Consider the following 23,470-nt stretch of genomic DNA (forward strand, 5'->3'; position numbering starts at 1 on the left):
CGAACGGACCTACCACCGCCGCAGACGGCAGCGGTCCCTGTCCCGATTGACCCCTATCGACTACGAGACCATCATGACCCCACCGGCCAGTCAGGTCGCGTGACTGAAACTGTCACCTATCGGTGCAGCAGACCCAGCCCCAAAATTCGCGTCGCACGTGGCAACCGCAGCCAGGCTTAACGGCTGCCCGCCTCGCTTCGCGTCCTCGATCGCAATGGTCTGCCGCGCTCGGAACGGCATCCAACACGCCGCAGGGAACCAGTACAGCACTGAAGTACGGCAACCGTGACCACCGCGACGAACCCGTAGGCCCCTCGGCAGTCCCGTCTACCTCGCACGACGCCGCATCCGACCGGCTCGCGTCAACTTGACACGGAAGCGCCAGTCCGCCTTGGTCTAGAGACGGCAGAGTGGGACGTCGTCGTAGGCGAGTTGGCGGGCTGCGGCTCGGATCATCGCCGGCTCGTAGGTTCGCAGGCCAGCGACTTCACCGAGTCGGCGGAAGCTGATGAGTGTGGCGCCGTGTTCGGCTGCTCGACGTCGATGCGCGGTGATGCGGGCTTGGAGTTCCTCGGCAGTCGGTGCGGTGTAGGCAGTCTGTGCTAGTGCCGTTGCCTTCCGGCGCTCGTGGTTGAGCTCGGTTCGTCCGCAGACCTCTCGAGTGATGGCCTCCACGCCTGCGAAGGACCGAGAACCTACCAGGTGTTGGGCGACCTGGTTGAACGCGAAGACGGGCTGGCAGTCCGCTACGAGCAGGTCCGCGCTGGTGGCGTCGATGGGGACTAATGCTGCGCTGTCGCGGATCTCGGCGCGGCCTTCGATTCCCAGGGCTGCTGCGGAGAGAAGCGCGGTCGCCTCGGAGGGGTGCCAGTCGAGGGCGGAGATGTATGCCTTGACGTCGGCTGAAGTGACTCGGTGGGGACGGGCGTCGGCGTGGGCCATTCTCGCTCGTACGTAGGTGCTACTTAGTTCACCGTCGAGTCCGGGTCCGCCGACGGCGACCGTTCCTGGTATGGAGAGTCCTGCGACGGCCGCGAGGGCGAGTGAGTCGGCGAGCGGGCTGGACAGCTCGGGCTCGTACCCGGCCGCTGTGATGTCGCCGCCAACGTCGACGAGCGTGACCGCGGAGGCTGAGATCAGTTGGGTTAGCTCGGTTAGCTGCCGGAGCACTCCGTCAGCACCATCCGACGGGTCGAGGAGGAAGAAGCGGCCCTCGGTGCGTTGCGCGAGGATGGTGAGTCCTGAGGTTCCGCCTGCGCGGAGTCGGCTTGTTGAGGTCACCTCCCAGACATGCGGGGCGTGCTGGACCAGGCCGTCGAAGTCGTGAACTGTTCGAGGTCCGGGGGTGGGGTCGATGATGTATCGATCCCAGGAGAAGCTGGCCACGACCTGTTCCGACGTAGTTGTCGGATTCAGCGCGCGATCGGCGATGAGGGCTGCAAGGGCGTCGCCTCCGCCGCCTGCCGCGACAGTCAGTGTCGTAGTCACAGGGCTTACGGTACGGCGCTAAGCTACGGGTGGCCAATGGCCTATACCAAGTAGCGATATCTACCAGATTGCGTGCATCGTGCCGGAAATCAAGGTTGCCCTCCCTAAGTACCTGCAGATAGCCGGGCACATCCGCGATCAGATTCTGAGGGGTGATCTTCAGCCGGGCGACGAGGTGGACAGCGAACGCAAGATCGCGGAGTCCTGGAAGGTGGCACGGCCGACCGCGACTCGCGCCCTCGAAACGCTGCGGCGTGAAGGGCTCCTCGAGTCTCAGCAAGGTTCGGGCACCCGAGTCCGTGACGTTCGCGCGCACAGGCGCGCTTCGCACAGATACCACCGCTACCGCGCCCAGGGTGCACAGTACGCCCCGGATGAGTCCATGGAGATCCTCGGCGTCGGGATCGTTGACGCCCCCGATCACGTGGCCGAGGCGCTGAGCCTGGCTCGGCCGGCGCAGGCGATGAGTCGGCGGCGTCTGATCTCACGGGAGGGCACGGGACCCGTGGAGATAGCCACTTCGTGGTGGCCAGTAGCGCTGTCTGAACAAGCCCCGCGTCTGTTGGACCCGACCTCGCTAGGCGGCATCGGCAGTGTTCGCTACGTCGAGTCGACAACCGGTCGGACAGCTTCATACGCCCGGGATCGAGTCTCTGCCCGCCTCGCCACGAGTCAGGAGGCGGAACTCCTCCACCTTGAAGCGGTCCCCGCAGCGGTCCTGGCCTACCGGCACACGGTGTACGACTCGGCGGACCAGATCTTGGAGTATGCCGAGTCGATCTACCCGCCCGATGTGTGGAGCATCGAGCAGGAGTACCCGATCGAGGGGTAAGTCCTCCGTGTGGACGGGCCGTTTCCTCCTTCTGAAGCAAGTGGCATAGTCCACTATCCATCTCACTGGTATAGTCCACTTGCGGCGAGAGGAGGCGAAGGATGTATCGGAGCCCGTCTAGCAAGGACACGGTCGGGTTGGTGACGCTCGTGGAGCGTCCGATGTCGCAGTGGTACGCCCGGCGTGCCGGGGTCACGGCCCTGGTCGTGGGTTTGGCGTGCGATGCGCTGGTGACGGCGGTGTTGAGCGTGTTCTGCCCGCTGCTGTTGGCGGTGGTGCTGGGTGCGTTGGCCGGTGTCGTGTGCGCTCTGGTGGCGGCGGTGCTGGTGCGGGTTTGGCCGGTGTTGCGGACGCTGTGGTGGTGGTCGATCGAGATCGCGACCACGGTGGTCGTGGTGGGCGGCTGGGTCACGCTGGCGCACCTGACGACCTGGTGGATCGCTTCGGTCGTGCTGCTGGCGGTAGTGATCGCGGTGTTCGTGCCGCGTCGGCCGCGCCGGATCGTGTACGCGTGGTCGTGGTGCCTGGTGGTGCGTCATCGGCTGCGGCTGTCTTTCGCGACGTTGGTGCGTAGCGCGGCGCGGGTGTCGGGTGGTCGTCCGGCGGCGTTGCCGCTGCTGTTGTGGGCGCGTCCGACGCTCGCGGGTGAGCGGGTGTGGCTGTGGCTGCGCCCGGGCCTGGCGCTGGAGGACCTGGAGGGCAAGGCCGGTCTGATCGCGGTGGCGTGTATCGCCAAGCAGGTCCGGATCGCTCCTGCGTCGGAACGGTATGCCGCGTTGCTGCGCGTGGACATTGCCCGGCGTGACCCGTTGACGGGCCGGATTGATTCGCCGTTGGCGCTGCTGATCCCGAGCCTGCGCAACGCGGAAGCGGCGGATGTGCCGGTGTCGCCGGCTGTGCCGCCGGTCGGCCTGGAGTTGGCCGACATTGAAGAGCCTGCACCCGAACCGCCGCGTGGCGCTCGGCGATGAGTGCGGCGGACGGGTTCAGTTCCGGACAGCCCGCCATCGAGGTCGGCTTTCCGGCGGGATACGCGGGTTGGGGCGAGGTTCGCCTGACCACGAACTCCGCCCTACACATCTGGCTGGCCGATGTCGACCGGCTGTGGATGTGCCTGCACCGGGCGCGCCAACTGGCGTTCTGCCCGAAACCAGCAATCGATCCTGAGGAGTAAGAGCAATGGCTGGAGAAACCACGATCACCGTCGTCGGGAACCTGACCGATGACCCGGAACTGCGGTTCCTGCCGAACGGCACCGCGATGGTGAAGTTCACGATCGCGTCGACACCGCGCACCCTGGACCGCGAGTCCGGGCAGTGGAAGGACGGCGACCCGCTGTTCCTCAACTGCACCGCCTGGCGCGACATCGCCGAGCACATCGCCGAGTCCCTCGCGAAGGGCACCCGCGTCATCGCCTCCGGGCGGCTGCGGCTGTCGCGCTGGGAGGACAAGGAGACCAAGGAGAAGCGCTCCGCGTACGGGCTGGACGTCGACGAGATCGGCCCGAGCCTGCGGTTCGCGCAGGCCAAGGTGCAGCGGATGAACCGTTCCGGTGGCAAGGGCGACGGGTTCACCCCGGATGTGCCGAAGGACGACGCCTGGAGCATCGCCGCTCCGGCGACGGTCTAACGGGAGGCTGACTGATGCAGCCCGTCCTGGCCGCGAACACGGCACTCGGCCCGGTCAAGCCCGGCCTGCCCCTGTCGATCTTCGACCCGGTCCCGATCGGGATCGACGAGTTCGGCATGCAGGTGCTGATCCGGCTGATCTGGCGCAACCTGCTGATCGGCGGCGAGCCCGGCGCGGGTAAGTCGGCGTTGCTGAACGTGCTCGTCGCCTACGCGGCGCTGTGCGCGAACTGCAAGCTGATCCTGCTGGACGGCAAGCAGGTCGAACTCGGCCAGTGGCGCAAGTGCGCCGACGCGTTCGTCGGCCCGACCATCATCCAAGCACTGGTCCTGCTGAGCCGTTTGCAGACGATGATGGACAACCGGTACGCGTTCCTGCTCGACTGCGAACGCCGCAAGGTCGTCGAGAAGATCCAGACCCTCTCGCCGGTCACCGGCGAGATCAGCTGGGTGCCGGACGCGTTCCTGCCGTACGTGGTCGCGATCGACGAGATCGCCTACTACTCGGCCACGACCGGGGACAAGAAGCAGCGCGAAGAGTTCGCCGCGCTGCTACGCGACCTGGTCGCCCGCGGGCGGGCGGTCGGCATCATCGTCATCGCCGCCACCCAACGCCCCAGCTCGGACATCATCCCGACGTCGCTGCGTGACCTGTTCGCGTGGCGCTTCGCCGGACGCTGCACCAACGACTCGTCGTCGGACATCGTGCTCGGGCACGGCTGGGCGAACAAGGGCTGGTCCGCGAACACGGTCAGCCCGAACAACCCCGGCGCCGGTCTGCTGATTGCCGAGGGCGGCAGCCCGCAACTGGTCAAGACCGCCTACCTGGATGACCGCACCTGCGCGGCCATCGCCGCCTACGCGGCCGACATGCGCGCCACCAACGCCGACGATCGCCCGCGTCTGCGGCCGGTCCCGGCGGCGGCCTGACCGGCGCAACCCCGACCACCCCGCAAACCTATGCGGGCTGGAATCCATCCACATCTATCGAAGGAGATCGATCAATGAGCAAGCGTCTCCCGGACATTCGGCCCCCGGCGGTCCGGGTTGTGCACTACGTCGACCCGACCACCCCCGCCGAGCTGGCCTACCCGCTCAACCCCGCGGCCCAGCTCGCCGCCCGGCAGCGGCAGGAACGTCAGCAGCGCGCCCTCTACGCCCAGTGGAAGGCCCGCCAAGAAGTCATCGCCGAACGTGACCGCAAGCTGCGCCGGTTCTGGCTCGGCTTCGGCCTGATCGTCGGCCTGGCCCTGGTCGCCGCGCTCGTCACGGCGGGATGGCTGCTGTGGACCGGTATCGGCCTCGGCGCCCTCGCGGTGCCGGTGCTGATCGCCGTCGTCGCCGCGCTCGCGGTGGGCGGGCACCGCTGCATCACCGTCGTGCAGCACTGGCACTGACGGCCATGCGGCCACATCTGTCCTTGTCCCTACTACGGCAAGCCGACGACACCGGCACAAGCCCTGGAAAGCAGACCGGTGCCGTCGGCCCCAACCACTGATCCATCCCGCTAGGAGAGGAGTCAGCGTCATGCACGCTACCCAACCGCAGGGCGGAGCCTGCCCTGAACCCCGCGACACCGACCACGCAACGAACTTCTTCGTCGACCTGCTTGGCGACGACCAGCAGTTCCGCGCCTGGGTCGCATCGGCTGTCGGCATCGCCGCCAACCCGGTGACTCTGCCGGACAGCGCGGAGCCGGACGGCTACCCGTTGGGCACCTGCGAGATTTGCGGGACCGCCGGCACACCAGTGCGGGCTGACCCGGACCCGGATCCGCGCGTGCCGCACATCGTCTGTGTCGACCAATCCGCCTGTGCGGCCTGCTTCGCCACGGACGAGCCGACGGCAGCCCACCCGGTGATCCTGCCGGACAGCGCGGAGCCGGACGGCTACGTCGTCACCGACGCCGGACTCAAGGCCCTCGCCGATACCGGCGGGGCACCCGGCACCGTCGGATCGGTGCTGCGCTCGGCGGCGCTGTACCTGGAACGGCACGGCTGGGTCCAGGGCGCCTACTACGATCCGACCGCCACCATCTTCACTCCGGCGGCGGACATGGCCGGTGCGATCGGCATGGTCTGCTACGGCGGCCCTGTCGAGGCACCGGCGCAACACTTCGATGACCCCGGCTTCCTGGACTTCGAGGAGGCCGTGCTGCACCTCGACCGGTTCCTGCTGGCCGAGAACGGTAGCGAGTCGTACGAGTTCAACGACGCCAAGGGCCGCACCGTCGAGCAGGTCACCGACGTGCTCCGCCAGGCGGCGGCCCGCTCGGCTGAGGAGCTGATCGACGTTCTGCGTGCGCTCGGCACGTACGACGCGGACATGGCCGACAGGGTCAAGTTGCTCGTGCCCGGCGGCATCTGGGCCGAACCGGATGACGACCAGGGCGAGCTGAGCCTGCCCATCCTCTGGGCGACCCCGGACGACGACGGCCGGGGGCCGGTTGGTCACCTCGACCGGCCGCACCTGCCGGGCAACCTGTTCGGCTGCCCGACCTGTGAGGAGCGGTGCTTCTGCGCCGACCTGCCGTGGATATGCGTGCACTGCGCTCGCGCAGCCGCATGGGACAGCGCTGGGGGTTCGCAGGGCGGTGACGCCCGATGAGCAAGAACACCGTCAAGGCTGCCGTGACGCCGAAACCGCGTAAGCGGTCGCGGCGTGAGGTGGAGACCGCCGAGTTCGACGCGTTCGTGCGGCGGATCCTGCGCGCGTATGCCCGCCGGGTCGCCGCCGGTGACGTCGAGGCACTCCGCTCGCTCTCGCAGCTGTCCAGCGAGGTCGATGCAGTGACCCGCCTGGCCGTGGCCGGCCTCCGCGAAAAGCCCTATTCCTACTCCTGGTCCGAGATCGCCGACCGGCTTGGTATCAGCAAGCAGGCCGCGCAGCAGCGCTACGGCGACCGCACCGACCGCGGCGCCCTGGACCGCCGGCTGCTCGAAGCCGGGCAGTGCGTCACGGTGGCGACCCTGGTGCAGGTGTTCGCCGACCATCACCCCGGTGACCCGGCCGCTTCGGTGTGTCCGGGTTGCGGCTACCGCTATCCCGAGGGGCAGTGCGACTGCCCGAGCAACGCCACCGTCCGCCCGCTCCTGCGGCGACGGCGGCATGAGGACGACGCCGTGGTAGCCCGGCTGTCGCCTGTCCAGTTCGCCGACCTGATCGGCACCACCAAGCCCCGAACGCATAGGGCAGCGGCGGTCCGGCAGGCGGCGTACACCGCGCTGGTCCCGGACCGACCCGCAGCACTGTTCGACCTGTCCGGGAAGGAACCAGCCTGATGATCTCCTACTTCATCGCCTACAGCTTCGCCAACGAGACCGGGTTCGGCTTCGGTAACTGCCAGATCGATCTGCAGTATCCGATCCGATCCCAGAAGGACATCGTCGACGTCACCGACGTGCTGCGTCCGGAGGTCCCGGGCGAGCCGGTGATCCTGTCCTTCACCCGCTTCGAAGACGAAGCCGGGAACCGGGCGGCGCGATGAGCACCGACCGACCGGCGGTCTCCGTCCGGGCAACGTTCGAGCGGCTGACCGGCGAGTCCCGTAATCCGATGCTGCTCAGCGAGCATGCCGCGCACGCCAGGGTGAATGGCAGCTGGACCGCATCCGTGTCGTATCTGGACGGTCTCGAGGGATCGGCCGAGGTACAGCGATGCGAGCACTGCCCCTTCGTGTTCGTGGCCTGCGAGCACAGCCGGTGCTCGTGGGATGAGCACGGGATCGTCCTGACCTGCGACCTGTGCGGGAGGGACGTGACATGAGCGCCCCCCGGATGTCTGGCCGCTGGTGGGCGTACATCGGCGCCGTCCTGGGCGGCATCGTGTCGATCGCGGCGAACATCGCCCATTCCTACGTCCCGCCTGCCGGTGTGGCGCAGGACTGGACACCGCGTGGCGGCGCCGTGGTCGGTGCCGTGTTCTGGCCGGTGGCGCTGTTCGTCGCCACCGAGATCCTGACCCGGGTGGCGTGGCCGTCCGGGTGGACCTGGCAACTGCTGCGCTGGGCGGGCATGGTCCCGGTCGCGTTCGTGGCTGCCCTGGTGTCGTACCGGCACCTGTCCGGGCTGCTCGCCTTCTACGGCGAAGAACCCATCGTGTGCGTCCTGGGACCGCTCGCGGTCGACGGGCTCATGGTGATGGCCACCGGCGCGATCCTCGCCACCGGCCAGACCCAGCACACCACACCACACCCTGTGCCCGCCCCGGCCGTCCCAGGCTCTGTCCGGATCCCGGCCCCGACCCCGCCCGCCGTCCCGGCGCCCAGCACCACCGCACCGGCATTGGCGGACCCCATCAAGCCGCGCACGGAACCGGCGGCGACGCCGGAACCCGTGACGGCGACCCGGACCGATGTCGTTCCGACCCCGGCACAGGTTGCCGCCCGGGTCACCCCGAGCCCGACGACTATCCCGCTGCGACCGACCGCTACTCGGCCGGCTACCGCAGGCGCCTCGAAGCCCAAGCCCCGCAAGACCGAGCCGACCAAGACGGCTGAGCCGCTGGCCGCTCCCGCCACCGACACCCCTGTCACCGAGCCGGAGCCCGCACAGCTGCCCCTGCCGTACACCGTCGACCCGGCCCTGCTGGTCAAGGCCCGCGAGATCGCCGAGCAGTACCGCACCGAACACGGCGTTCCGATCAAGCCGGGACAGCTCGCCGCCCGCGCGCGGGTGAACTCCGAGCAAGCAGCTCAGGCCCTGGCCGTGCTCGACCTCGGCCCGGACAGCCCCACCACACCGATTCCGACCGTCAACGGCAAGCGCCCCTCGAAGGCGACCCGGTGACCGTCTCCACGTTGAGCGTCGTACCCGAAGCAGCCGCTTCGGGTACGGCCCCCTGCGCGGAGCCGACCTTCTACCTCGGCACCCACCAACCCCACTGGCTGCGACTCGGCGTGCCGCTGTTCGTCTCCGACCGGCGGCTACGCCGCTACCGCCGCCTGCCTCGCGCCGCCGCGTCGTGGGCGCTGGATTCCGGCGGCTTCACCGAACTCAGCCAGTACGGCACCTGGAACACCGGACCTACCCCGGCCGATTACGTGGCCCGGGTCCGGCGCTACCGCGACGAGATCGGCCACCTCGTGTGGGCGGCGCCGCAGGACTGGATGTGCGAACCGTTCATCGTCGCCAAGACCGGCCTCACCGTCGCCGAGCACCAAGCCCACACGGTCGACAACTATCTGCGGCTGCGCGGACTGGGCCCGGAGCTGCCGTTCGTGCCGGTGGTGCAGGGCCGGACCCCGGGCGACTACCTGCGCTGTGTCGACCGGTACGCCCGCGCAGGCGTCGACCTCAGCCGCAGCGGCCTGGTCGGTGTCGGGTCGGTGTGCCGCCGCCAGTCCACCACCGAGGTGGGTGACATCCTCATCGCCCTGCACCGGCACGGCGTCACCCGCCTGCACGGCTTCGGGTTCAAGACCCTCGGCCTGGCCAGCTGGGGTCACCTGCTCGCGTCGGCGGACTCGATGGCGTGGAGCGCCCAGGCCCGCCGTCAGCCCGCCCTGCCCGGCTGCCACACGCACCGCACCTGCGCGAATTGCCTCCGCTATGCGTTGCGCTGGCGCGACCGGGTCTTGACCACGATCGACGCCGCGACCCGGCAGCCGGCCTTGTTCGACATCGACCCGGCGGGGTGGTCGGCATGACCGTCGCCGCCACCGTGCCCTCGTGGTACCGGCACTCCAGCGACGTGCGCCTGCAAGCCATCGCCCGCGCCGCCCGCCCGGACTACGAGGCGTGGCTGTCGCACGTCAAGACCGCGTCGGCGTGTACGCGGCCGGTGCGGCTGGCCGGGACCATCGCCACCGTCGAGGCCGCGACCGGCCGCCTGCTGGCGGAGCGGTCCACGGCGGATATGCCGGACGGGGTGATCTACAAGCCGTGCGGCAACCGCCGCGAGTCGGTGTGTCCGTCCTGCTCGAAGCTGTACCAGCGTGACGCCTACCAGGTGGTGCGGGCCGGGCTGGTCGGCGGCAAGGGCGTCCCCGAACAGGTCTCCCACCACCCGGCGGTGTTCCCTACCTTCACCGCACCTGGCTTCGGCGAGGTCCACACCCGCGCCGTCAGGCGGCACACCTGCGCTAGGCGCAAAGACTGCGATTGCCGCCCTGAGCCCTGCCACGCCCGCCGTGACCTGAGCGTCTGCCCGCACGGCGTGCGCCTGGTGTGCTTCGCCCGCCACGCGGGCGACGATTCTCGGCTCGGGACGCCGCTGTGCCGTGACTGCTACGACTATGACACCCAGGCCGTGTGGAACGTGATGGCCGGGGAACTGTGGCGGCGTACCACCATCGCCATCAACCGCTACCTGCGGCGACTGGCCCGCCAGCGTGGCGTCCCCGAGTTCCGCGTCTACTACGTCGACAAGCAGGGCAGGCAGCGGTCCCGGCTGGTCCCTGCGTGGCGGCTGTCGTTCGGCAAGGCCGCCGAGATGCAACGCCGCGGTGTCGTGCACTTCCACGCCATCATCCGTCTCGACGGCTACCACCCCGACACCCCCGACACCGTCCTGGCGCCCCCGCCGGAGTTGGACGCGGCCGACCTGGTCGCCGCCATCGACCACGCCGCCGAGCAGGTCAGCTTCACCACTGACCCGCACCCGGCCAACCCCGGCGGCTGGCCGATCGGCTGGGGCGACAAAGGCGTTTTCACCAAGGTGATCACGGTGGCGGCGGAGGGCGAGGTGACCGATGCCCAGGTCGCGGCCTACCTGGCCAAGTACGCCACCAAGTCCACCGAGGTTACCGGGCACACCTCGGCCCGCCTCGACATCACCACGATCGGCCTGTACGCCGACCCGCACGGCAGCCACACCGAACGCCTGATCGCCGCTTGCTGGCGCCTCGGGCGGGCTCCCGAGAACGCCAGCACCGAGCACGGGCAGGGCTTACGCGCCTTCCGCGCGTACATCGGACCGCTCGACGCCACCTTCGGCCCTCTTCGCACCGACTCGGGTTGCGGCGGATGTACCCGCTATCGGATGTGCCCGACCTGCGCCGCGGAACAAGCCGCCGCAGCCACCGCCCGGCCGCCGTCAGAGCGCGTACGGGCGACCGATTCCGCCGCCCGGCTGCGCCGCTGGGCGCACATGCTTGGCTTCGGCGGCCACTTCCTTACCAAGTCCCGCCGCTACTCAGTTACCTTCGCCCTGCTCCGCGAGCAACGCGTCGTGTTCCGCCGCACCCAGAACAGCGGCCCCGAGACCACCGAGAGCGTGTCGGAGCCGATCACGCTGGTCGTCAACTTCCTCGAATTCGTCGGCGCCGGCTGGCACACCGCCGCCGACGCGTTACTCGCGAACACCTCCGCCGCGATGGCCCGAGAACACCAGCAGGCCGCCAGCCAGTACTTGTCCACAGTGGCCGCTTGAACGCCCGTCAACCGTCAAGCCGAGCTTGACGCCCAAATCGCGGAGGAGTCCCGAACCATGGACGGCGCACCGATGGCGCAGTCACAGCTCTACACGCCCGCTGAGGTGGCGTGTCGGCTGCGCTGCTCCGAATGGTGGGTCAAGGAGCAGGCCCGCCGACGCCGCATCCCGTTCTGCTGGATCGGCGGCAGCTACCGCTTCACCGAAGAACAGGTCGTCGCGACCGTGCGGCTTTTCGAAGTTCAGCCGGTCGAGCCACCGCTTGCGGTCGGTTCCGTCGTTCGTGCGATCAGCCGAGCAGCCCATTCCGACGAGGATGCATCCGGCCGCCTGCGGGCGCGGGCTCCGCGCCGGATGCGGGGCGCCGCCCCACCATCGACCACCGCAGCCTGAGAGGAGAAATAACAATGGGCTTCGCCGAAAAGCGCGGCGACTACTGGCGCGGCCGGTACAAGCGCAGCCCCGGTGTGTACGCCACGGTCACCGACGACCAGGGAAACACGATCAAATTCCGCACCCGTCGGGACGCGGAGCAGGCGGCGAACGACGCCGAGGCACAAGTGCGGTCCGGTGCCATGCGCGACATCGCGTCCGGGCGGGCGACGTTCGGCGAATACGCCAATATCTGGTACGACCGGCAGGACCTGGCCGCGTCCACGATGCAAAACTATCGGCGTCGTCTCGAGGAACACCTGCTGCCAACCTTCGAGGAGGACGCGCTGGCCGACATCACCCGGAAAGCGATCGCGGACTGGGTGAAGAAGGAACGGGCGGCCGGCTATGCGGCCGACAGCATCCGCTCGTGGCGTGCCCTGCTGCACCTGATCCTGGCCGATGCGGTGGACGACGGCCGGATCATGGTCAACCCCGCCGCACAGCGCAAGGGACGCGGCAAGCGGGGCGGGCGGTCCCAGCACCGGGGCGCCGAGAAGACCATCACCACCGCGCTCGGGGTGCTCCTGATCGCCGAGCGGGCCGCGTTGCTGTCCGGCCGTGACGATGAGTTCGCGGCCGTGGTCAGCGCGGGTTTCACCGGTCTGCGCTGGGGCGAGCTGGTCGGCCTGGAGACCAAGTACGTCCGGCCCGGCGCGCTCCGGGTGGAGTGGCAGCTCTACGAACTGGACAACGGCCAGTTCCACCGGTGCCCGCCCAAGGACGGCTCCCACCGGACGGTCGTGACGCCGGACTGGCTGACCGACCTGCTGATGGGACAGATCCGCCAGACCCGGCCGGAGCCGTGCCCATGCCACGGGTTCCGCTACGTGTTCCGGGGTTTCCGGCCGCCGAACCACGCGGCGCAGCAAACCGGGCCGAAGCTGATCGACGTCGCCCGCCATGCCGAGGTCGCGATCGGTACAGCGTCGGCCGTGCTCAACGACCGCGCGGTCGTGGCGGAGGCGACCCGGGCGCGGGTGATGGCGGCGATCGAGGAACTGGGCTACCGACGCGGCGGGCAGACCGGGATGGCCGCTCCGCACTGGCGGCGCAACGGATTCGCCATGTGGCTGTTTCGACCGGCCGCGACCGGTGGCTACCCGGCGAAGGCCCCGCGTCCGGCCCGACCGGTACCCGTGGAGGCTGATCCGTGGCCCGGCGTGCCGGTGCGAGGCCGCAACGCGCCGAGCCGAGCGGATGCCTGCTGGCTGCCGATCGCTCCGGGGCTGACTCCGCACGGGCTGCGGCACTCGTACAAGACCCTGATGATCGAGTTGGGTACACCGGCGACCCTGATGGACGCGCAGATGGGCCACGCGGACGGCTCGGTCCAGGCTCGCTACTCGCACGTCACCGATGGCATGACCGGGCGGCTGCTCGACGGCCTGACCGAGGTGTGGCGGGCGGCGTTGGACGAGCGCCGGAAGCTCAGTTCGCTGTCACCGGTGCCGCTGCTGGACCGGCTACTGGGAGAGGAGACCGGGCAATGATCGTCTCCCCGGTTCCAAGATCGTCTCCCAGATTTCTCCCAGAGCCGTCTCCCGACGAGAAACGGGTTTCGTCCCACCGGGACGAAACCCGTTCTGACCTGCTGTTTTGCTTGGTGGGCGATACTGGGATCGAACCAGTGACCTCTTCCGTGTCAAGGAAGCGCGCTCCCGCTGCGCCAATCGCCCTCGATCTAATGCCGAGGTGGAGACGGGATTTGAACCCGTGTACACGGCTTTGCAGGCCGTTGCCTCGCCTCTCGGCCACTCCACCGAGCCGGCCCCGCACGTAACCTGTGGCGGCCTCTCCGAGCGGACGACGGGATTCGAACCCGCGACCCTCACCTTGGCAAGGTGATGCGCTACCAGCTGCGCTACGTCCGCTTGTCCCTCCGGGTTCCCCCGGCGACGGAAGAAACATTAGCCGGTCGCCCCATGGCTTGCCAAACCGGGGTCCCCCGGCGCGTCGCATTTCGGCTGAGCCGCAGGTCACGGGCGACGGGCGGACGTTATCCACAGGCCGCGAAACTGTCGAGCGCCGACCGGCCGGGGCGGGTTGGATGGGGGCATGGAGATCCGACAGATCGCCGCCGACGAGCGCACCGACACGATGTTCCCCCTGCAGACGTACGCGTTCATGCCCTCGCCCTGGGCCGACGCCGAGCGGGAGACCTATGCCAAGCGGATGGTCTTCTACCGGACGGTGACCAGCCTCATCGCCGAGGAGGACGGGCAGACCCTCGCCGGGGTCGCCGCCTTCCCGATGCGGCAGAACGTGCGGGGCGTCGTGCACGACATGGCCGGTGTCGCATCCGTCTCCTCACATCCGGCCGCGCGGCGCCGGGGGTTGGTGCGTCAGCTCATGGGCCGGCTGATGCTCCAGATGCGGGATCAGGGCTGCGCCGTCAGCGCGCTCTATCCGTTCCGGCCGTCGTTCTACGGCAAGCTCGGCTACGTGGGGGTGCCGCGCGTGCGCACCGCCACCTTCGCGCCGGAGGGGCTGTCGCACCTGCTCAAGGCCGATCTGCCCGGCGAGGTCGATCGCCTCCACCTCTCCGAGGGGTTCGACGAATACGACGCCCTCACGCTGCGACAGCTCGAGGAACGGCACGGCTTTTCCGTGTACGACGAGACGCGCACCGCCGAATTCCGCGAGAGCCCTTCGTTGTGGGTGGCGATCGCCCGCGTGGACGGCGAAGTAGTGGGCGCCGTGACGTATCGGATCGATCAGTACGGCGGTGACCTCGTCGCGGGTGACCTGTTGACAACGGGCGCGTTGGGGCGCGCCCTGCTGTTGCAGTTCTTCGCGCGGCACACGGACCAGGTGGCGCGGATCGTGCTGAAGATCGGCACGGATGAGGTGCCCGAGCTGTGGGGTACGGATTTCGCCGTGCTCACGGAGGGCCGGGTGGAGCTCCCGCGCAGGGGCGCCCCGATGGTGCGGCTGCTGGCCATCGACGCCCTGAACGGGCTGCACGCCGGCGCGGAGGCTGCCGTCACCGTGGAGGTGGTGGACGACGAGCTGATCGGCGGCCGTTACCGGATCACCGGCGACGCGGGGAGGCTGGCGGTGGAGGCGACCAAGGACGAGCCTCAGGCCACGCTGACCTGCGCGGGGATCTCGGCGCTGGCCTACGGCGTGCTGGACCCGGTCGAAGTGGTGACGCGCGGGTTCGGCCGGGTGGAGGCTCCGGCGGTGGAGGCGCTCGGGGTCCTGTTCCCCCAGCAGATGCCGTACCTGTTCGCCGACTTCTGAGGTGCGGAGATGAGGTGGCAGGAACTCTCAGACCGCGGCGGGCAGCCCGGTGGTGGTGAACGCCCGCCCGTCGTCGGTCACCGCGGCCGAGTCGTAGCCCTCCGCCACCATCTTCGCGAGCCAGCTCAGCCCCGCCTCACCCATCGCCAGCGCCGCGGTCGCGTACGCATCGGCCAGGGCCAGATCCGGACCGACCACCGTGACCGACCGCAATCCCCGCGCCGGGGAGCCGGTGCGGGGGTTGAAGACGTGGTCGCCGCGTTCGTAGCTGCCCGATGTCGCCACCGCGCAGTCGGTGATGGACAGCACCCAGCTGACCTTGTCGGCTTCCCACGGGTGGCGGATGCCGACGCGCCACGGTTCGCCCTTGCGCGACAGGCCTCGGGCGCGGATGTCGCCGCCGGCGTTGATGCAGTGGTGGACCGAGCCCGCCTCTGCCAGCCGGGCCGAGGCGACCTCAACCGACCAGCCCTTCACGTAGCCGGACGGGTCCAGCGGGCCGCCGGCGTACGCGTCGAAGTAGCCGTCCGTCGACCGCCACAGGTCCGCGCAGGCCTCCAGGACGTGGCGCATGTCGTCCGAGCAGGCGGAGATGTCGATCTCGCCGCGGCGGAGGCGGCTGACCTCGCTGTCGTCGCGGTACGTGCTGAATCGCCGATCCACCTCGTGCAGCCACCGGCACACGTCGTCGATCATCGACTGCAGGGCCGGAGCGGGCAGCTCGTCGGCGAGGTCGATGCTGACGACCGTGCCCATCACGTGCTCGGCGTGGTGCATGCGCCGAACTTACGCGTTCGCTTCGTCGATGGCTGCCTGAAGGGACTTCACGTACGACTTGCTGGTGAACGTGGCGCCGGAGACCGCGTCCACGTCCGCGCTCTGGGCCTTGACGGTGGACTGCTTCAGCGAGGCGATGGCCGGCGGGTTGATGGTGGCGCTGTCATTCGTCGTCGGGTAGGTGGCGTCCGCAGCCGTGATCTTGCCGTCCTCGATCTTGATCGAGACCTGGATGATGCCGTACGGGTTCTTGACGGCCGCGCCCTTGTAGACGCCGTCCTTCAGGCCGCTGCCGCCGGCCTCACCCTGGGACGAGCCGCCGTCCGAGCCGGTATCCGAATCCGCGTCCGAGTCGCCGGAGGGCTTCTTGGCGCCGGGCTTCTTGCTCGGCTCGGGGGTGGCGTCCTGCCCCGAACCGGCCAGGTCGACGGCGGGCGGCGCGGCCGTCGGCACGGCCGGCGCGGAGACGCTCAGTCGCACGCCCACGATCAGGGCGGCGCCGGTCAACGTCCCTACGGCTGCTGCGGTGCTGCGTCGCATCAAAACTCCCGGACTGACAGATCGAAGCGGTCAACGGACTGGAACGGGTGGAAACGGTCCGGCGGGCGCCGGTCAGAACTCGAACGGATCCAGATGCATCTGGCTGTCGGGCACCTCGAGTTCCCGCAGCGTCTGCACCGCCGCGTTCACCAGGCCGGGGGGCCCGCACAGGTAGACGTCGCGCCGGTTCACGTCCGGCACCAGGCCGAGCAGCCCGTTCGCCGTGAACAGGCGGCGGGGGCCCGGGTCGTTCCGCGAGCCGACGATGTAGCGCACCCACGCGTCGCGGCGTTCCGCGAGATCCTCGAGCTCCTCCCGGAACACGAGCTCGTCGGGCCTGCTCGCCCGGTAGATCACGATGGTGTCCGGCGGCATGTCCTCGAGCAGGGCGCGGATCGGGGCGATGCCGCTACCACCCGCGATCAGCAGGGCGCGGCGGCGGGTGCGCCGCTGGGCGGTGAACGTACCGAACGGGCCCTCCGCCCACACCGGCGTTCCCGGCTCCATCTCCGCGAGCCTGGCCGTGTGGCCGCCGACCGCCGTCACGGTGAGGCGCAGCCACTGCGAGTTGGGCGCCGCGGAGAGCGAGAACGGGTGCGACTGCCACCAGCCGTTGCGGGTGAAGAAGCGCCAGCGCATGAACTGGCCGGCCTGCGCGGGCAGCTTGTCGAGGTTCTTGCCGTCGATGTAGATCGAGAACGTGTTGGTGCCCTCGGCGACCACCTCGGCGACCTCGAAGCGGTGCCGCACGTTCAGCCAGACCGGTTCGATCAGGCGCCCCCAGACCAGGGCCGCGATGACCAGGGCGCCGAGCGTCGGCCAGTAGAGGTCGGCGAAGTCGCCCGAGAGGTTGGCGCCCATCGCGATCTGGTGGCCGTAACCGAGCAGCAGCACCAGGTACGCGGTGAGGTGGATCAGATGCCACAGCTCGTACGGCATCTTGGTCCGGGCCGCCCGGATCGAGATGAGGCTGATGAACACCAGCAGCCCGGTGGCGACCGTGGCGCCTATCATGTCCGGGAAGGTGGTGATCATCGTCCAGCCCTGGTCGACGACGCCGGTCTCGGCGGTCAGCGCGTAGCCGTACACGATGAAGACGACGTGGGTCGCGACCAGCACGACCAGGGACGTGCCGAGCCAGCGGTGCCAGCGCAGCAGATCCCGGGCGCCGACCCACTCCTCGAGGAAGGAGACCCGGCTCATCATCAGCAGTTGGATGAACAGGACGTAGCCGCCTGCCAACCCGGTCAGCCGGCCGACCGCCATCAGCAGGGCCGGCGTGTCGTTGATCGTGCCGGCCTCGGTCTCGAAGAGCCAGAGCGCCAGGCTGGTCGCCAGGCCCGCGAAGAACAGCAGCACCGTGAGCAGCCGGTTGCCGGACGTGGCCTCGGCCGGCGGACGGTCGTCGGTGACGATCGCGGGGCCGGAGCCCTCCCAGCCGGTGGGGGCCCCGGGCGCCTCGGTGAGGATGTCGCCGCGCGGCACGCCCTCGTTGAGGTCGGGCTGCTCCCAGAAGTCACGGACCGGCCGCTGGTCCTCGAAGGTCTCGTACATCGTCGGCCCTGGTCGCGCCATCGGTCTCACCCGCTCGGCAGTCGTCTGTCCGTGCCCGGCCGTCACCCCCCGGCGACGGACGTGACGACCCGTCGGAGGAGGCCGTCGACGGGTACTACGCGGTTTCGCGGGCTAACGCTCAACGGAGCGACGAAAAACCTAGTTGTAACCGATCACCTTCTCGATCAGGCCGCTGCCCGGAAAGTCCAGCATGACGGCGCCGGTACGGGTCAGGCCGTGACCCTCGTTCAGGTACGTGAGCAGGAACGGATCCACCCCCTGCACCCCGAACGCCCCGCCCGCGACCTGCTGAGGCTGAGCGAACAGGCTCGCGCCGGAACCGAAGTTGACGTAGATCTTCGACGGGTCGCCCGCGTTGGTGGCATCGAGGAAACGCCGGACCTGATCGCGTTTCGTGGCAATGGCGCCGATGTTCGGTACCTGATAATTGTCCTGGACGTAGGTCGAAGACCCATCCGTCCAGGTAGCGAACTGGGCGAGGCCGTAGTGCTCGATCGGGCTCCCATGCGCGCCGTGCAGCACGGCGAGGACAACCTTGCCGCGCACCTGACCGAGCGTGGGCGTGGCCGCGGCCGAAGCCCGCGTCACCGAGGGCTGCCAGAACACCGGCGTCAGGTACGAGTCGAAGATGTCCGGAAAGCTTTTCTGGCCAGGTACGTCCGTACAGGAGCCGAGCTCGCCGGTGCACTCCTGCTTCAGGCGCATGATCACCGTCTCGGCCGGGTGGGCGGCGAGGAAGTCCGACAGCACCCGTACGACGTCGGAGAAGTTCGCGTTCTGATAGACGGCGCCGTGGTGGATCGTGAACGTGTTGCCGCCGTTGACCCGGGCGCGGATGTCGATCATGCGGATACCCGCGACGAGCTGCCGGGCCAGGGTGCCGCCGCTGTCGCCGAAGTCCTCCTGCGTCTGGGTGAGCCCCCCGCCGTGGATCGCCATCGTCTCGTGCGTGCCGGGGATCGAGAGGCCGGCCAGGCCGGTGCCGTCCGGCACCGAGCGCATCCAGTCAGGATGCTCAGCCGCGCCCAGCGTCCGGTAGGACGCGTCCGGAGCAGCGCGCCAGAAGGAGCCGGCAAGTCCGGAAGAGCCCGCAACTCGGGAGGAGCCGGCCAGTCGGGAGGAGCCGGCCAGTCGGGAGGAGCCGGCCAGTCGGGAGGAGCCGGCCAGTCGGGAGGAAGCGGCGGCGGGGTGCGGGGCGGCGGAGTCGGCGGCGGCGGTGGGGGAGGCGGCGAGGGCGGCGCCGGGGGTCACGACCAGGGTGGCGGTCAGGGTCGCGGTCAGGGCGGCAGCGGCGAGGGCGCGCTTCATGCAGTGAAAGATATCGATCCCCGGGGAGCGGCGGAAGGAGGCCGGTGGTCCGGCAGCTAACGTCACCGGCGTGACTGACAACCCCGCCGGGCTCACCGTGGTCGGCATCGGCGCCGACGGGTGGGCCGGTTTGTCGGGTACGGCCACCGCCGCGCTGAAGGCCGCCGACGTGATCCTCGGCGGTGACCGGCAGCTGGCCCTGCTCCCGGCCGAGGTGACCGGCGAGCGGGTGCCGTGGCCCTCGCCGCTGCTGCCCGCGCTCCCGGGGCTGCTCGACGAGCACCGCGGCCGCCGCATCGCGGTCCTGGCCAGCGGCGATCCGATGTTCCACGGCATCGGCGCCACCCTGTCGCGCCTCGCCACCACGCAAGGGACCACGGCCGAAACCCTGCGGGTCATTCCGCATCCGTCGTCGGTCTCGCTCGCCGCCGCGCGCCTCGGGTGGCCGCTCGCCGATGTCGACGTGCTGAGCCTGGTGTCCGCGCCGGTCGAGGAGCTGCATCTGCTGGTTCACCCCGGGCGCCGGATTCTGGTGCTGAGCCGGGACGCGGGTACGCCCGCCCTGGTCGCGGAGCTGCTGACCGGGCGCGGGTACGGCGACAGCACCCTCACCGTCCTCGCCCAGCTGGGCGGCGAGCGGGAGACCACCCGGACCGGGCCCGCCGCCTCGCTGGATCTGACCGGCGTCGATCCGCTCAACGTCGTCGCCGTCGAGTGCGGTCGCGGCGGTGCGGCGCGGCCGCTGACGCCCGGGCTGCCCGACGACGCGTACGACAGTGACGGCCAGCTCACCAAGCGCGAGGTGCGGGCCGTGACTCTCGCGTTGCTGGGACCGCAGCCGGGCGAACTGCTCTGGGACGTCGGCGCCGGTTCGGGCAGCATCGCGATCGAGTGGATGCGCAGCCATCGGGCCTGCCGGGCGGTCGCCGTCGAGTCGTCGCCCGAGCGGGCCGGGCGGGTGGAGGCAAATGCCGCTGCTCTCGGCGTACCCAAGCTCAAGGTCGTCGTGGGTCGCGCACCCGGCGGCCTGGCCGGGTTGCCGGCGCCCGACGTGGTCTTCATCGGCGGCGGTGTGACGCGCGACGGGGTCGTCGAGGCCGCGTGGGAGGCGCTGCCGGCGGGCGGCAGGCTGGTGGCTAACGCGGTCACGCTCGAGTCGGAGGCGGTGCTGGCCGCCTGGTACGCCAAGCTCGGCGGGGAACTGACCCGGGTCGCGGTCAACCGCGCGTCGCCGGTCGGCGGGTTCACGGGATGGAGAGCGATGATGCCGGTGACGATCTGGTCGGTGGTCAAGCCGTGACGGTGCGCGCAAGCGAGGTGGTCAAGCCGTGACGGTTCACTTCATCGGCGCGGGGCCCGGGGCCGCGGACCTGATCACGGTACGGGGACAGCGCCTGCTCGCTGCCGCGCCCGTCTGCCTGTACGCCGGCAGCCTGGTCCCGCGGGAGCTGCTCGACGTATGCCCGCCCGGCGCTCGCCTCGTCGACACCGCCAACCTTGACCTCGATCGGATCGTCGCCGAGATGGTCGACGCCACGAAGGCCGGGCACGACGTGGCCCGGCTGCACTCCGGTGACCCGTCGGTGTTCAGCGCGGTGGCCGAGCAGATGCGCCGGCTCGACGCGGCCGGCGTCCCGTACGACGTGGTGCCGGGGGTGCCCGCGTTCGCGGCCGCCGCGGCGGCGCTCGGGCGGGAGTTCACCGTGCCTGAGGTGGCGCAGACGGTCATCTTGACCCGTACGGCCGAGCGGGCGACCGCGATGCCGCCCGGTGAGGATCTCGCCACGCTGGGTGCGAGCCGCGCGACGATGGTGCTGCACCTGGCCGTCCAGCGGATCGAGGCGGTGGTCGCCGAGCTGCTGCCGAACTACGGTCCGCAGTGCCCGGTCGCCGTCGTGGCCCGGGCCAGCCGGGAGGACGAGCTGATTCTGCGGGGCACACTGGCCGACATCGCGGCGAAGGTCGTCGAGGCTGGGGTCAAGCGCACCGCCGTCATCGTGGTCGGTGCCGCGCTCACCGCTTCTCAGTTCCCCGACAGCCACCTGTACTCGACCGGTCGATGCCGGACCTGAGAGTTCTGGTCCTCGGCGGCACCACCGAGGGCCGGGCGCTCGCCGGCCGGATGCCGGTGATCAGTTCGCTGGCCGGGCGGACGTCCGCGCCGCTGCTGCCGCCGGGCGAGGTGCGCATCGGTGGGTTCGGCGGGGTCGACGGCCTGGTCCGCTATCTCCGGGAAGCACTGATCGACGCGGTGGTCGACGCCACGCATCCGTTCGCCGCGGCCATGACCGATCACGCGGCGCGGGCCTGCCCGGCTGCCGGGGTGCCGTTGCTGGTGCTGCGCCGCCCGGGCTGGACGGCGCGGCCCGAAGACGTGTGGCATCGGGTGCCGAGCCTGGCGGCGGCCGCGGATGTCGTGCCGGCGCTGGGCGAGCGGGTCTTCCTGACCACCGGGCGGCAGAGCATCGCCGCCTTCGCCGCGCTGGACGGGTGCTGGTTCCTTTCGCGATCCGTCGGGCCGCCGGCGCCGCCTGTGCCGCGGCGGCTGGAGGTGGTGCTCGACCGCGGGCCGTTCAGCCTGGAGGCGGAACGCGAGCTGCTGCGTACCCATCGCATCGACGTGCTGGTCACCAAGGACAGCGGCGGGGCGACCGCCAAGCTGGAGGCCGCCCGGGCGCTGCGGATCCCGGTGGTGATGGTGGACCGGCCGCCGCTGCCCGCCGGTGTGCCGACGGCCGCCACCGTCGACGAAGCCGTGCGGTGGGTCGGTCAGCTCGGGTAGCTGCGGGGGGTGAAGACCTGGGCCGAGCCGTCTCCCCGGGTCACCACGCGGGTCTGGCTGGACCCGATGATCAGCAGGCAGCGCATGTCGATCGTGGCCGGGTCCAGGTCGCCGAGCGTGGTCACGCGTACCGATTCCTGCGGGCCGCCCACGTCGCGGCCGACCACCACGGGCGTCTGCGGGTCGCGGTGCTCGAGCAGGAGGTCCCGTGCCCGGACGAGCTGCTCCTTGCGGCTCTGCGAGGCCGGGTTGTAGATCGCGATCACCAGGTCGGCGCTCGCCGCCGAGGCCAGGCGGGACGCGATCACGTCCCAGGGCTTCAGCCGGTCGGAGAGCGACATGATGCAGAAGTCGTGTCCCAGCGGCGCGCCCGCCCGGCTCGCCACGGCCTGTGCCGCGGTGAGTCCCGGCACGATCCGGATCGGTACGTCCTTCCAGTGCGGGTCCTCGCTGACCTCCAGCACCGCCGCGGCCATCGCGAACACGCCCGGGTCGCCGGACGACACGACCGCCACCCGGCGCCCGTGCTTGGCCAGGTCGAGGGCGAACGCCGCCCGCTCGGCCTCGACCCGGTTGTCCGACGCGTGCCGGCGCTGCCTCGGGTTGAGCGGCACCCGGTCCACGTACGGGGCGTAGCCGACCACGTCGTCCGCCTCGGCGAGCGCGGCCTGCGCCTCCGGGGTGAGCCATTCGCGCGCGCCGGGCCCGAGTCCGACGACTGTGACCTGCCCGGGGTGCGCGCCGGCCGGTTCGGCGGGGGCGACGAACGCCGCGGCGGCGGGGCTGGGGAGCAGGGCCAGGGAGAAGTACGGGACCGTCGCCGGGTCGATGTCCGCGACCCGGCCGTGGCGCTGCTTGTCGGTGGTGGCGCGCTCGACGTACCAGGCGTCGTCGAGGCGGCCGGCGCGGTCCAGGGCCTCGCGGACCCCCTCGAAGGTGCGGCCCAGCTTCATGATCGCGGCGGAGTCGGTGCCGGCGAGCTTGGCCGCCAGCTCGTCGGGGGGCAGCGTGCCGGGGAGCACGGTCAGCGTCTCGTCGCGTTCCATCAGCGGCCGCCCGAGCACCGCCGATGCGGCACTGACCGAGGTGACCCCGGGTACGACCTCAGCCTCGTACCGGTGCGCCAGCCGCTTGTGCATGTGCATGTAGGACCCGTAGAAGAACGGATCGCCCTCGGCCAGCACCACGACGTCGCGACCCGCGTCGAGGTGCGCGGCGAGGCGCTCGGCGCTCGCGGCGTAGAACTCGTCGATCGCCCCCTGGTAGCCACCGGGGTGGTCGGTGGTCTCGGTGGTGACGGGATAGATCAGCGGCTCCTCGATCTGCCCCACCCGCAGGTACGCCGCCGCGATCGCCCGCGCGTTCGAACGCCCGTGCCGGGCCGCGTGGTACGCCACCACGTCCGCGGCGGCGATGAGCCGGGCGGCCTTGACGGTGACCAGCTCCGGATCGCCCGGGCCGAGCCCGACGCCGTACAACCGACCCGCCACT

At 70.2% G+C, this 23,470-nt stretch carries 24 protein-coding genes, 3 tRNA genes and 1 pseudogene; 19 read left to right on the forward strand and 9 right to left on the reverse strand.

Annotated elements, in window-relative coordinates; genetic code table 11:
• Nucleotides 1–396: 396 nt before the first annotated feature.
• A complete protein-coding gene (locus AB0368_RS25235; protein WP_366156425.1) occupies nt 397–1,488 on the reverse strand; it encodes a DUF1152 domain-containing protein in 1,092 nt (363 codons plus the stop codon).
• Between the two features lie 79 nt (nt 1,489–1,567).
• On the opposite strand from AB0368_RS25235, the gene AB0368_RS25240 reads away from it, so the two are divergent.
• From AB0368_RS25240 to AB0368_RS25310, 15 genes and pseudogenes are all read left to right on the forward strand, one after another.
• A complete protein-coding gene (locus AB0368_RS25240; RefSeq protein ID WP_366156426.1) occupies nt 1,568–2,320 on the forward strand; it encodes a GntR family transcriptional regulator in 753 nt (250 codons plus the stop codon).
• Between the two features lie 140 nt (nt 2,321–2,460).
• A complete protein-coding gene (locus AB0368_RS25245) occupies nt 2,461–3,291 on the forward strand; it encodes a hypothetical protein (protein WP_366156427.1) in 831 nt (276 codons plus the stop codon).
• A complete protein-coding gene (locus AB0368_RS25250) occupies nt 3,288–3,494 on the forward strand; it encodes a hypothetical protein (protein WP_366156428.1) in 207 nt (68 codons plus the stop codon). Before AB0368_RS25245 ends, AB0368_RS25250 begins: the two co-directional genes overlap by 4 nt.
• A gap of 5 nt (nt 3,495–3,499) precedes the next feature.
• Nucleotides 3,500–3,949 carry a single-stranded DNA-binding protein gene (locus tag AB0368_RS25255; protein ID WP_366156429.1) on the forward strand — a complete coding sequence of 150 codons (450 nt, stop codon included), beginning with the start codon at nt 3,500–3,502 and terminating at the stop codon, nt 3,947–3,949.
• Between the two features lie 14 nt (nt 3,950–3,963).
• Nucleotides 3,964–4,878: an FtsK/SpoIIIE domain-containing protein gene (locus tag AB0368_RS25260; RefSeq protein ID WP_366156430.1), complete on the forward strand. Its 915-nt coding sequence runs from the start codon at nt 3,964–3,966 to the stop codon at nt 4,876–4,878.
• Nucleotides 4,879–4,952: 74 nt separating this feature from the next.
• The gene (locus AB0368_RS25265) at nt 4,953–5,345 is read left to right on the forward strand and encodes a hypothetical protein (RefSeq protein WP_366156431.1); all 393 of its coding nucleotides are present in this window, start codon (nt 4,953–4,955) and stop codon (nt 5,343–5,345) included.
• Nucleotides 5,346–5,475: 130 nt separating this feature from the next.
• Nucleotides 5,476–6,555 carry a hypothetical protein gene (locus tag AB0368_RS25270; protein ID WP_366156432.1) on the forward strand — a complete coding sequence of 360 codons (1,080 nt, stop codon included), beginning with the start codon at nt 5,476–5,478 and terminating at the stop codon, nt 6,553–6,555.
• A pseudogene (locus AB0368_RS25275) lies at nt 6,552–6,854 on the forward strand (hypothetical protein); the annotation flags it as partial. The gene AB0368_RS25270 and the pseudogene AB0368_RS25275, both read left to right, overlap by 4 nt.
• 374 nt (nt 6,855–7,228) lie before the next feature.
• Nucleotides 7,229–7,435, forward strand: coding sequence for a hypothetical protein (locus AB0368_RS25280; RefSeq protein ID WP_366156433.1), 207 nt, complete (start codon nt 7,229–7,231; stop codon nt 7,433–7,435).
• Nucleotides 7,432–7,713, forward strand: coding sequence for a hypothetical protein (locus AB0368_RS25285; RefSeq protein WP_366156434.1), 282 nt, complete (start codon nt 7,432–7,434; stop codon nt 7,711–7,713). Before AB0368_RS25280 ends, AB0368_RS25285 begins: the two co-directional genes overlap by 4 nt.
• On the forward strand, nt 7,710–8,735 hold the full coding sequence (locus AB0368_RS25290; RefSeq protein WP_366156435.1) for a hypothetical protein: 1,026 nt from the start codon (nt 7,710–7,712) through the stop codon (nt 8,733–8,735). Before AB0368_RS25285 ends, AB0368_RS25290 begins: the two co-directional genes overlap by 4 nt.
• On the forward strand, nt 8,732–9,595 hold the full coding sequence (locus AB0368_RS25295; protein ID WP_366156436.1) for a hypothetical protein: 864 nt from the start codon (nt 8,732–8,734) through the stop codon (nt 9,593–9,595). The genes AB0368_RS25290 and AB0368_RS25295 overlap by 4 nt, the downstream gene beginning before the upstream one ends.
• Nucleotides 9,592–11,319 carry a replication initiator gene (locus tag AB0368_RS25300; protein WP_366156437.1) on the forward strand — a complete coding sequence of 576 codons (1,728 nt, stop codon included), beginning with the start codon at nt 9,592–9,594 and terminating at the stop codon, nt 11,317–11,319. Before AB0368_RS25295 ends, AB0368_RS25300 begins: the two co-directional genes overlap by 4 nt.
• Before the next feature lie 57 nt (nt 11,320–11,376).
• On the forward strand, nt 11,377–11,712 hold the full coding sequence (locus AB0368_RS25305; RefSeq protein ID WP_366156438.1) for a helix-turn-helix domain-containing protein: 336 nt from the start codon (nt 11,377–11,379) through the stop codon (nt 11,710–11,712).
• A gap of 14 nt (nt 11,713–11,726) precedes the next feature.
• Nucleotides 11,727–13,244: a LacI family DNA-binding transcriptional regulator gene (locus AB0368_RS25310; protein ID WP_366156439.1), complete on the forward strand. Its 1,518-nt coding sequence runs from the start codon at nt 11,727–11,729 to the stop codon at nt 13,242–13,244.
• A 111-nt stretch (nt 13,245–13,355) separates the two neighbouring features.
• Here the strand turns inward: AB0368_RS25310 and AB0368_RS25315 are convergent.
• The 3 genes from AB0368_RS25315 to AB0368_RS25325 form a co-directional block, all read right to left on the reverse strand.
• Nucleotides 13,356–13,430: transfer RNA gene (locus tag AB0368_RS25315), tRNA-Val, on the reverse strand.
• A gap of 14 nt (nt 13,431–13,444) precedes the next feature.
• A tRNA-Cys gene (locus AB0368_RS25320) sits at nt 13,445–13,515 on the reverse strand.
• Between the two features lie 37 nt (nt 13,516–13,552).
• A tRNA-Gly gene (locus AB0368_RS25325) sits at nt 13,553–13,625 on the reverse strand.
• A gap of 184 nt (nt 13,626–13,809) precedes the next feature.
• Between AB0368_RS25325 and AB0368_RS25330 the strand changes: the two genes are divergently transcribed.
• On the forward strand, nt 13,810–14,997 hold the full coding sequence (locus AB0368_RS25330) for a GNAT family N-acetyltransferase (RefSeq protein ID WP_366156440.1): 1,188 nt from the start codon (nt 13,810–13,812) through the stop codon (nt 14,995–14,997).
• Nucleotides 14,998–15,024: 27 nt separating this feature from the next.
• Here AB0368_RS25330 and AB0368_RS25335 read toward each other — a convergent pair whose 3' ends face one another.
• From AB0368_RS25335 to AB0368_RS25350, 4 genes are all read right to left on the reverse strand, one after another.
• A complete protein-coding gene (locus tag AB0368_RS25335) occupies nt 15,025–15,774 on the reverse strand; it encodes an FAD:protein FMN transferase (protein WP_366156441.1) in 750 nt (249 codons plus the stop codon).
• Nucleotides 15,775–15,783: 9 nt separating this feature from the next.
• The gene (locus AB0368_RS25340) at nt 15,784–16,314 is read right to left on the reverse strand and encodes an FMN-binding protein (protein WP_366156442.1); all 531 of its coding nucleotides are present in this window, start codon (nt 16,312–16,314) and stop codon (nt 15,784–15,786) included.
• A 72-nt stretch (nt 16,315–16,386) separates the two neighbouring features.
• Nucleotides 16,387–17,889: a ferredoxin reductase family protein gene (locus AB0368_RS25345; RefSeq protein ID WP_366156443.1), complete on the reverse strand. Its 1,503-nt coding sequence runs from the start codon at nt 17,887–17,889 to the stop codon at nt 16,387–16,389.
• A 138-nt stretch (nt 17,890–18,027) separates the two neighbouring features.
• Nucleotides 18,028–19,197 (reverse strand): phosphatidylinositol-specific phospholipase C, encoded by a 1,170-nt coding sequence (locus tag AB0368_RS25350; RefSeq protein ID WP_366156444.1) that lies wholly within the window; start codon nt 19,195–19,197, stop codon nt 18,028–18,030.
• A 70-nt stretch (nt 19,198–19,267) separates the two neighbouring features.
• Between AB0368_RS25350 and cbiE the strand changes: the two genes are divergently transcribed.
• The 3 genes from cbiE to AB0368_RS25365 are packed head-to-tail and all read left to right on the forward strand — an operon-like array spanning nt 19,268 to nt 21,979.
• Nucleotides 19,268–20,497, forward strand: a complete 1,230-nt coding sequence (cbiE, locus tag AB0368_RS25355; RefSeq protein ID WP_366156445.1) for a precorrin-6y C5,15-methyltransferase (decarboxylating) subunit CbiE — start codon at nt 19,268–19,270, stop codon at nt 20,495–20,497.
• 28 nt (nt 20,498–20,525) lie between these two features.
• Nucleotides 20,526–21,269 (forward strand): precorrin-4 C(11)-methyltransferase, encoded by a 744-nt coding sequence (cobM, locus tag AB0368_RS25360; protein WP_366156446.1) that lies wholly within the window; start codon nt 20,526–20,528, stop codon nt 21,267–21,269.
• Nucleotides 21,257–21,979, forward strand: a complete 723-nt coding sequence (locus tag AB0368_RS25365) for a cobalt-precorrin-6A reductase (protein ID WP_366156447.1) — start codon at nt 21,257–21,259, stop codon at nt 21,977–21,979. Before cobM ends, AB0368_RS25365 begins: the two co-directional genes overlap by 13 nt.
• On the opposite strand, the gene AB0368_RS25370 is transcribed toward AB0368_RS25365, so the two are convergent.
• A complete protein-coding gene (locus tag AB0368_RS25370; protein ID WP_366156448.1) occupies nt 21,967–23,469 on the reverse strand; it encodes a precorrin-2 C(20)-methyltransferase in 1,503 nt (500 codons plus the stop codon). The two genes, AB0368_RS25365 and AB0368_RS25370, sit on opposite strands and share 13 nt — an antisense overlap.
• Nucleotide 23,470 lies beyond the last annotated feature (1 nt).

The sequence above is a fragment of the Actinoplanes sp. NPDC051475 genome (assembly GCF_040689425.1).
GTDB lineage: Bacteria > Actinomycetota > Actinomycetes > Mycobacteriales > Micromonosporaceae > Actinoplanes.

Coding starts and splice junctions, on each gene's coding strand:
- AB0368_RS25265 (WP_366156431.1), top strand. CDS start 4,953: ATGAGCAAGCGTCTCCCGGACATTCGGCCCCCGGCGGTCCGGGTTGTG.
- AB0368_RS25345 (WP_366156443.1), bottom strand. CDS start 17,889: ATGGCGCGACCAGGGCCGACGATGTACGAGACCTTCGAGGACCAGCGG.
- AB0368_RS25290 (WP_366156435.1), top strand. CDS start 7,710: ATGAGCGCCCCCCGGATGTCTGGCCGCTGGTGGGCGTACATCGGCGCC.
- AB0368_RS25350 (WP_366156444.1), bottom strand. CDS start 19,197: ATGAAGCGCGCCCTCGCCGCTGCCGCCCTGACCGCGACCCTGACCGCC.
- AB0368_RS25340 (WP_366156442.1), bottom strand. CDS start 16,314: ATGCGACGCAGCACCGCAGCAGCCGTAGGGACGTTGACCGGCGCCGCC.
- AB0368_RS25255 (WP_366156429.1), top strand. CDS start 3,500: ATGGCTGGAGAAACCACGATCACCGTCGTCGGGAACCTGACCGATGAC.
- AB0368_RS25260 (WP_366156430.1), top strand. CDS start 3,964: ATGCAGCCCGTCCTGGCCGCGAACACGGCACTCGGCCCGGTCAAGCCC.
- AB0368_RS25300 (WP_366156437.1), top strand. CDS start 9,592: ATGACCGTCGCCGCCACCGTGCCCTCGTGGTACCGGCACTCCAGCGAC.
- AB0368_RS25330 (WP_366156440.1), top strand. CDS start 13,810: ATGGAGATCCGACAGATCGCCGCCGACGAGCGCACCGACACGATGTTC.
- AB0368_RS25365 (WP_366156447.1), top strand. CDS start 21,257: ATGCCGGACCTGAGAGTTCTGGTCCTCGGCGGCACCACCGAGGGCCGG.
- AB0368_RS25285 (WP_366156434.1), top strand. CDS start 7,432: ATGAGCACCGACCGACCGGCGGTCTCCGTCCGGGCAACGTTCGAGCGG.
- AB0368_RS25250 (WP_366156428.1), top strand. CDS start 3,288: ATGAGTGCGGCGGACGGGTTCAGTTCCGGACAGCCCGCCATCGAGGTC.
- AB0368_RS25280 (WP_366156433.1), top strand. CDS start 7,229: ATGATCTCCTACTTCATCGCCTACAGCTTCGCCAACGAGACCGGGTTC.
- AB0368_RS25335 (WP_366156441.1), bottom strand. CDS start 15,774: ATGCACCACGCCGAGCACGTGATGGGCACGGTCGTCAGCATCGACCTC.
- AB0368_RS25270 (WP_366156432.1), top strand. CDS start 5,476: ATGCACGCTACCCAACCGCAGGGCGGAGCCTGCCCTGAACCCCGCGAC.
- AB0368_RS25310 (WP_366156439.1), top strand. CDS start 11,727: ATGGGCTTCGCCGAAAAGCGCGGCGACTACTGGCGCGGCCGGTACAAG.
- AB0368_RS25305 (WP_366156438.1), top strand. CDS start 11,377: ATGGACGGCGCACCGATGGCGCAGTCACAGCTCTACACGCCCGCTGAG.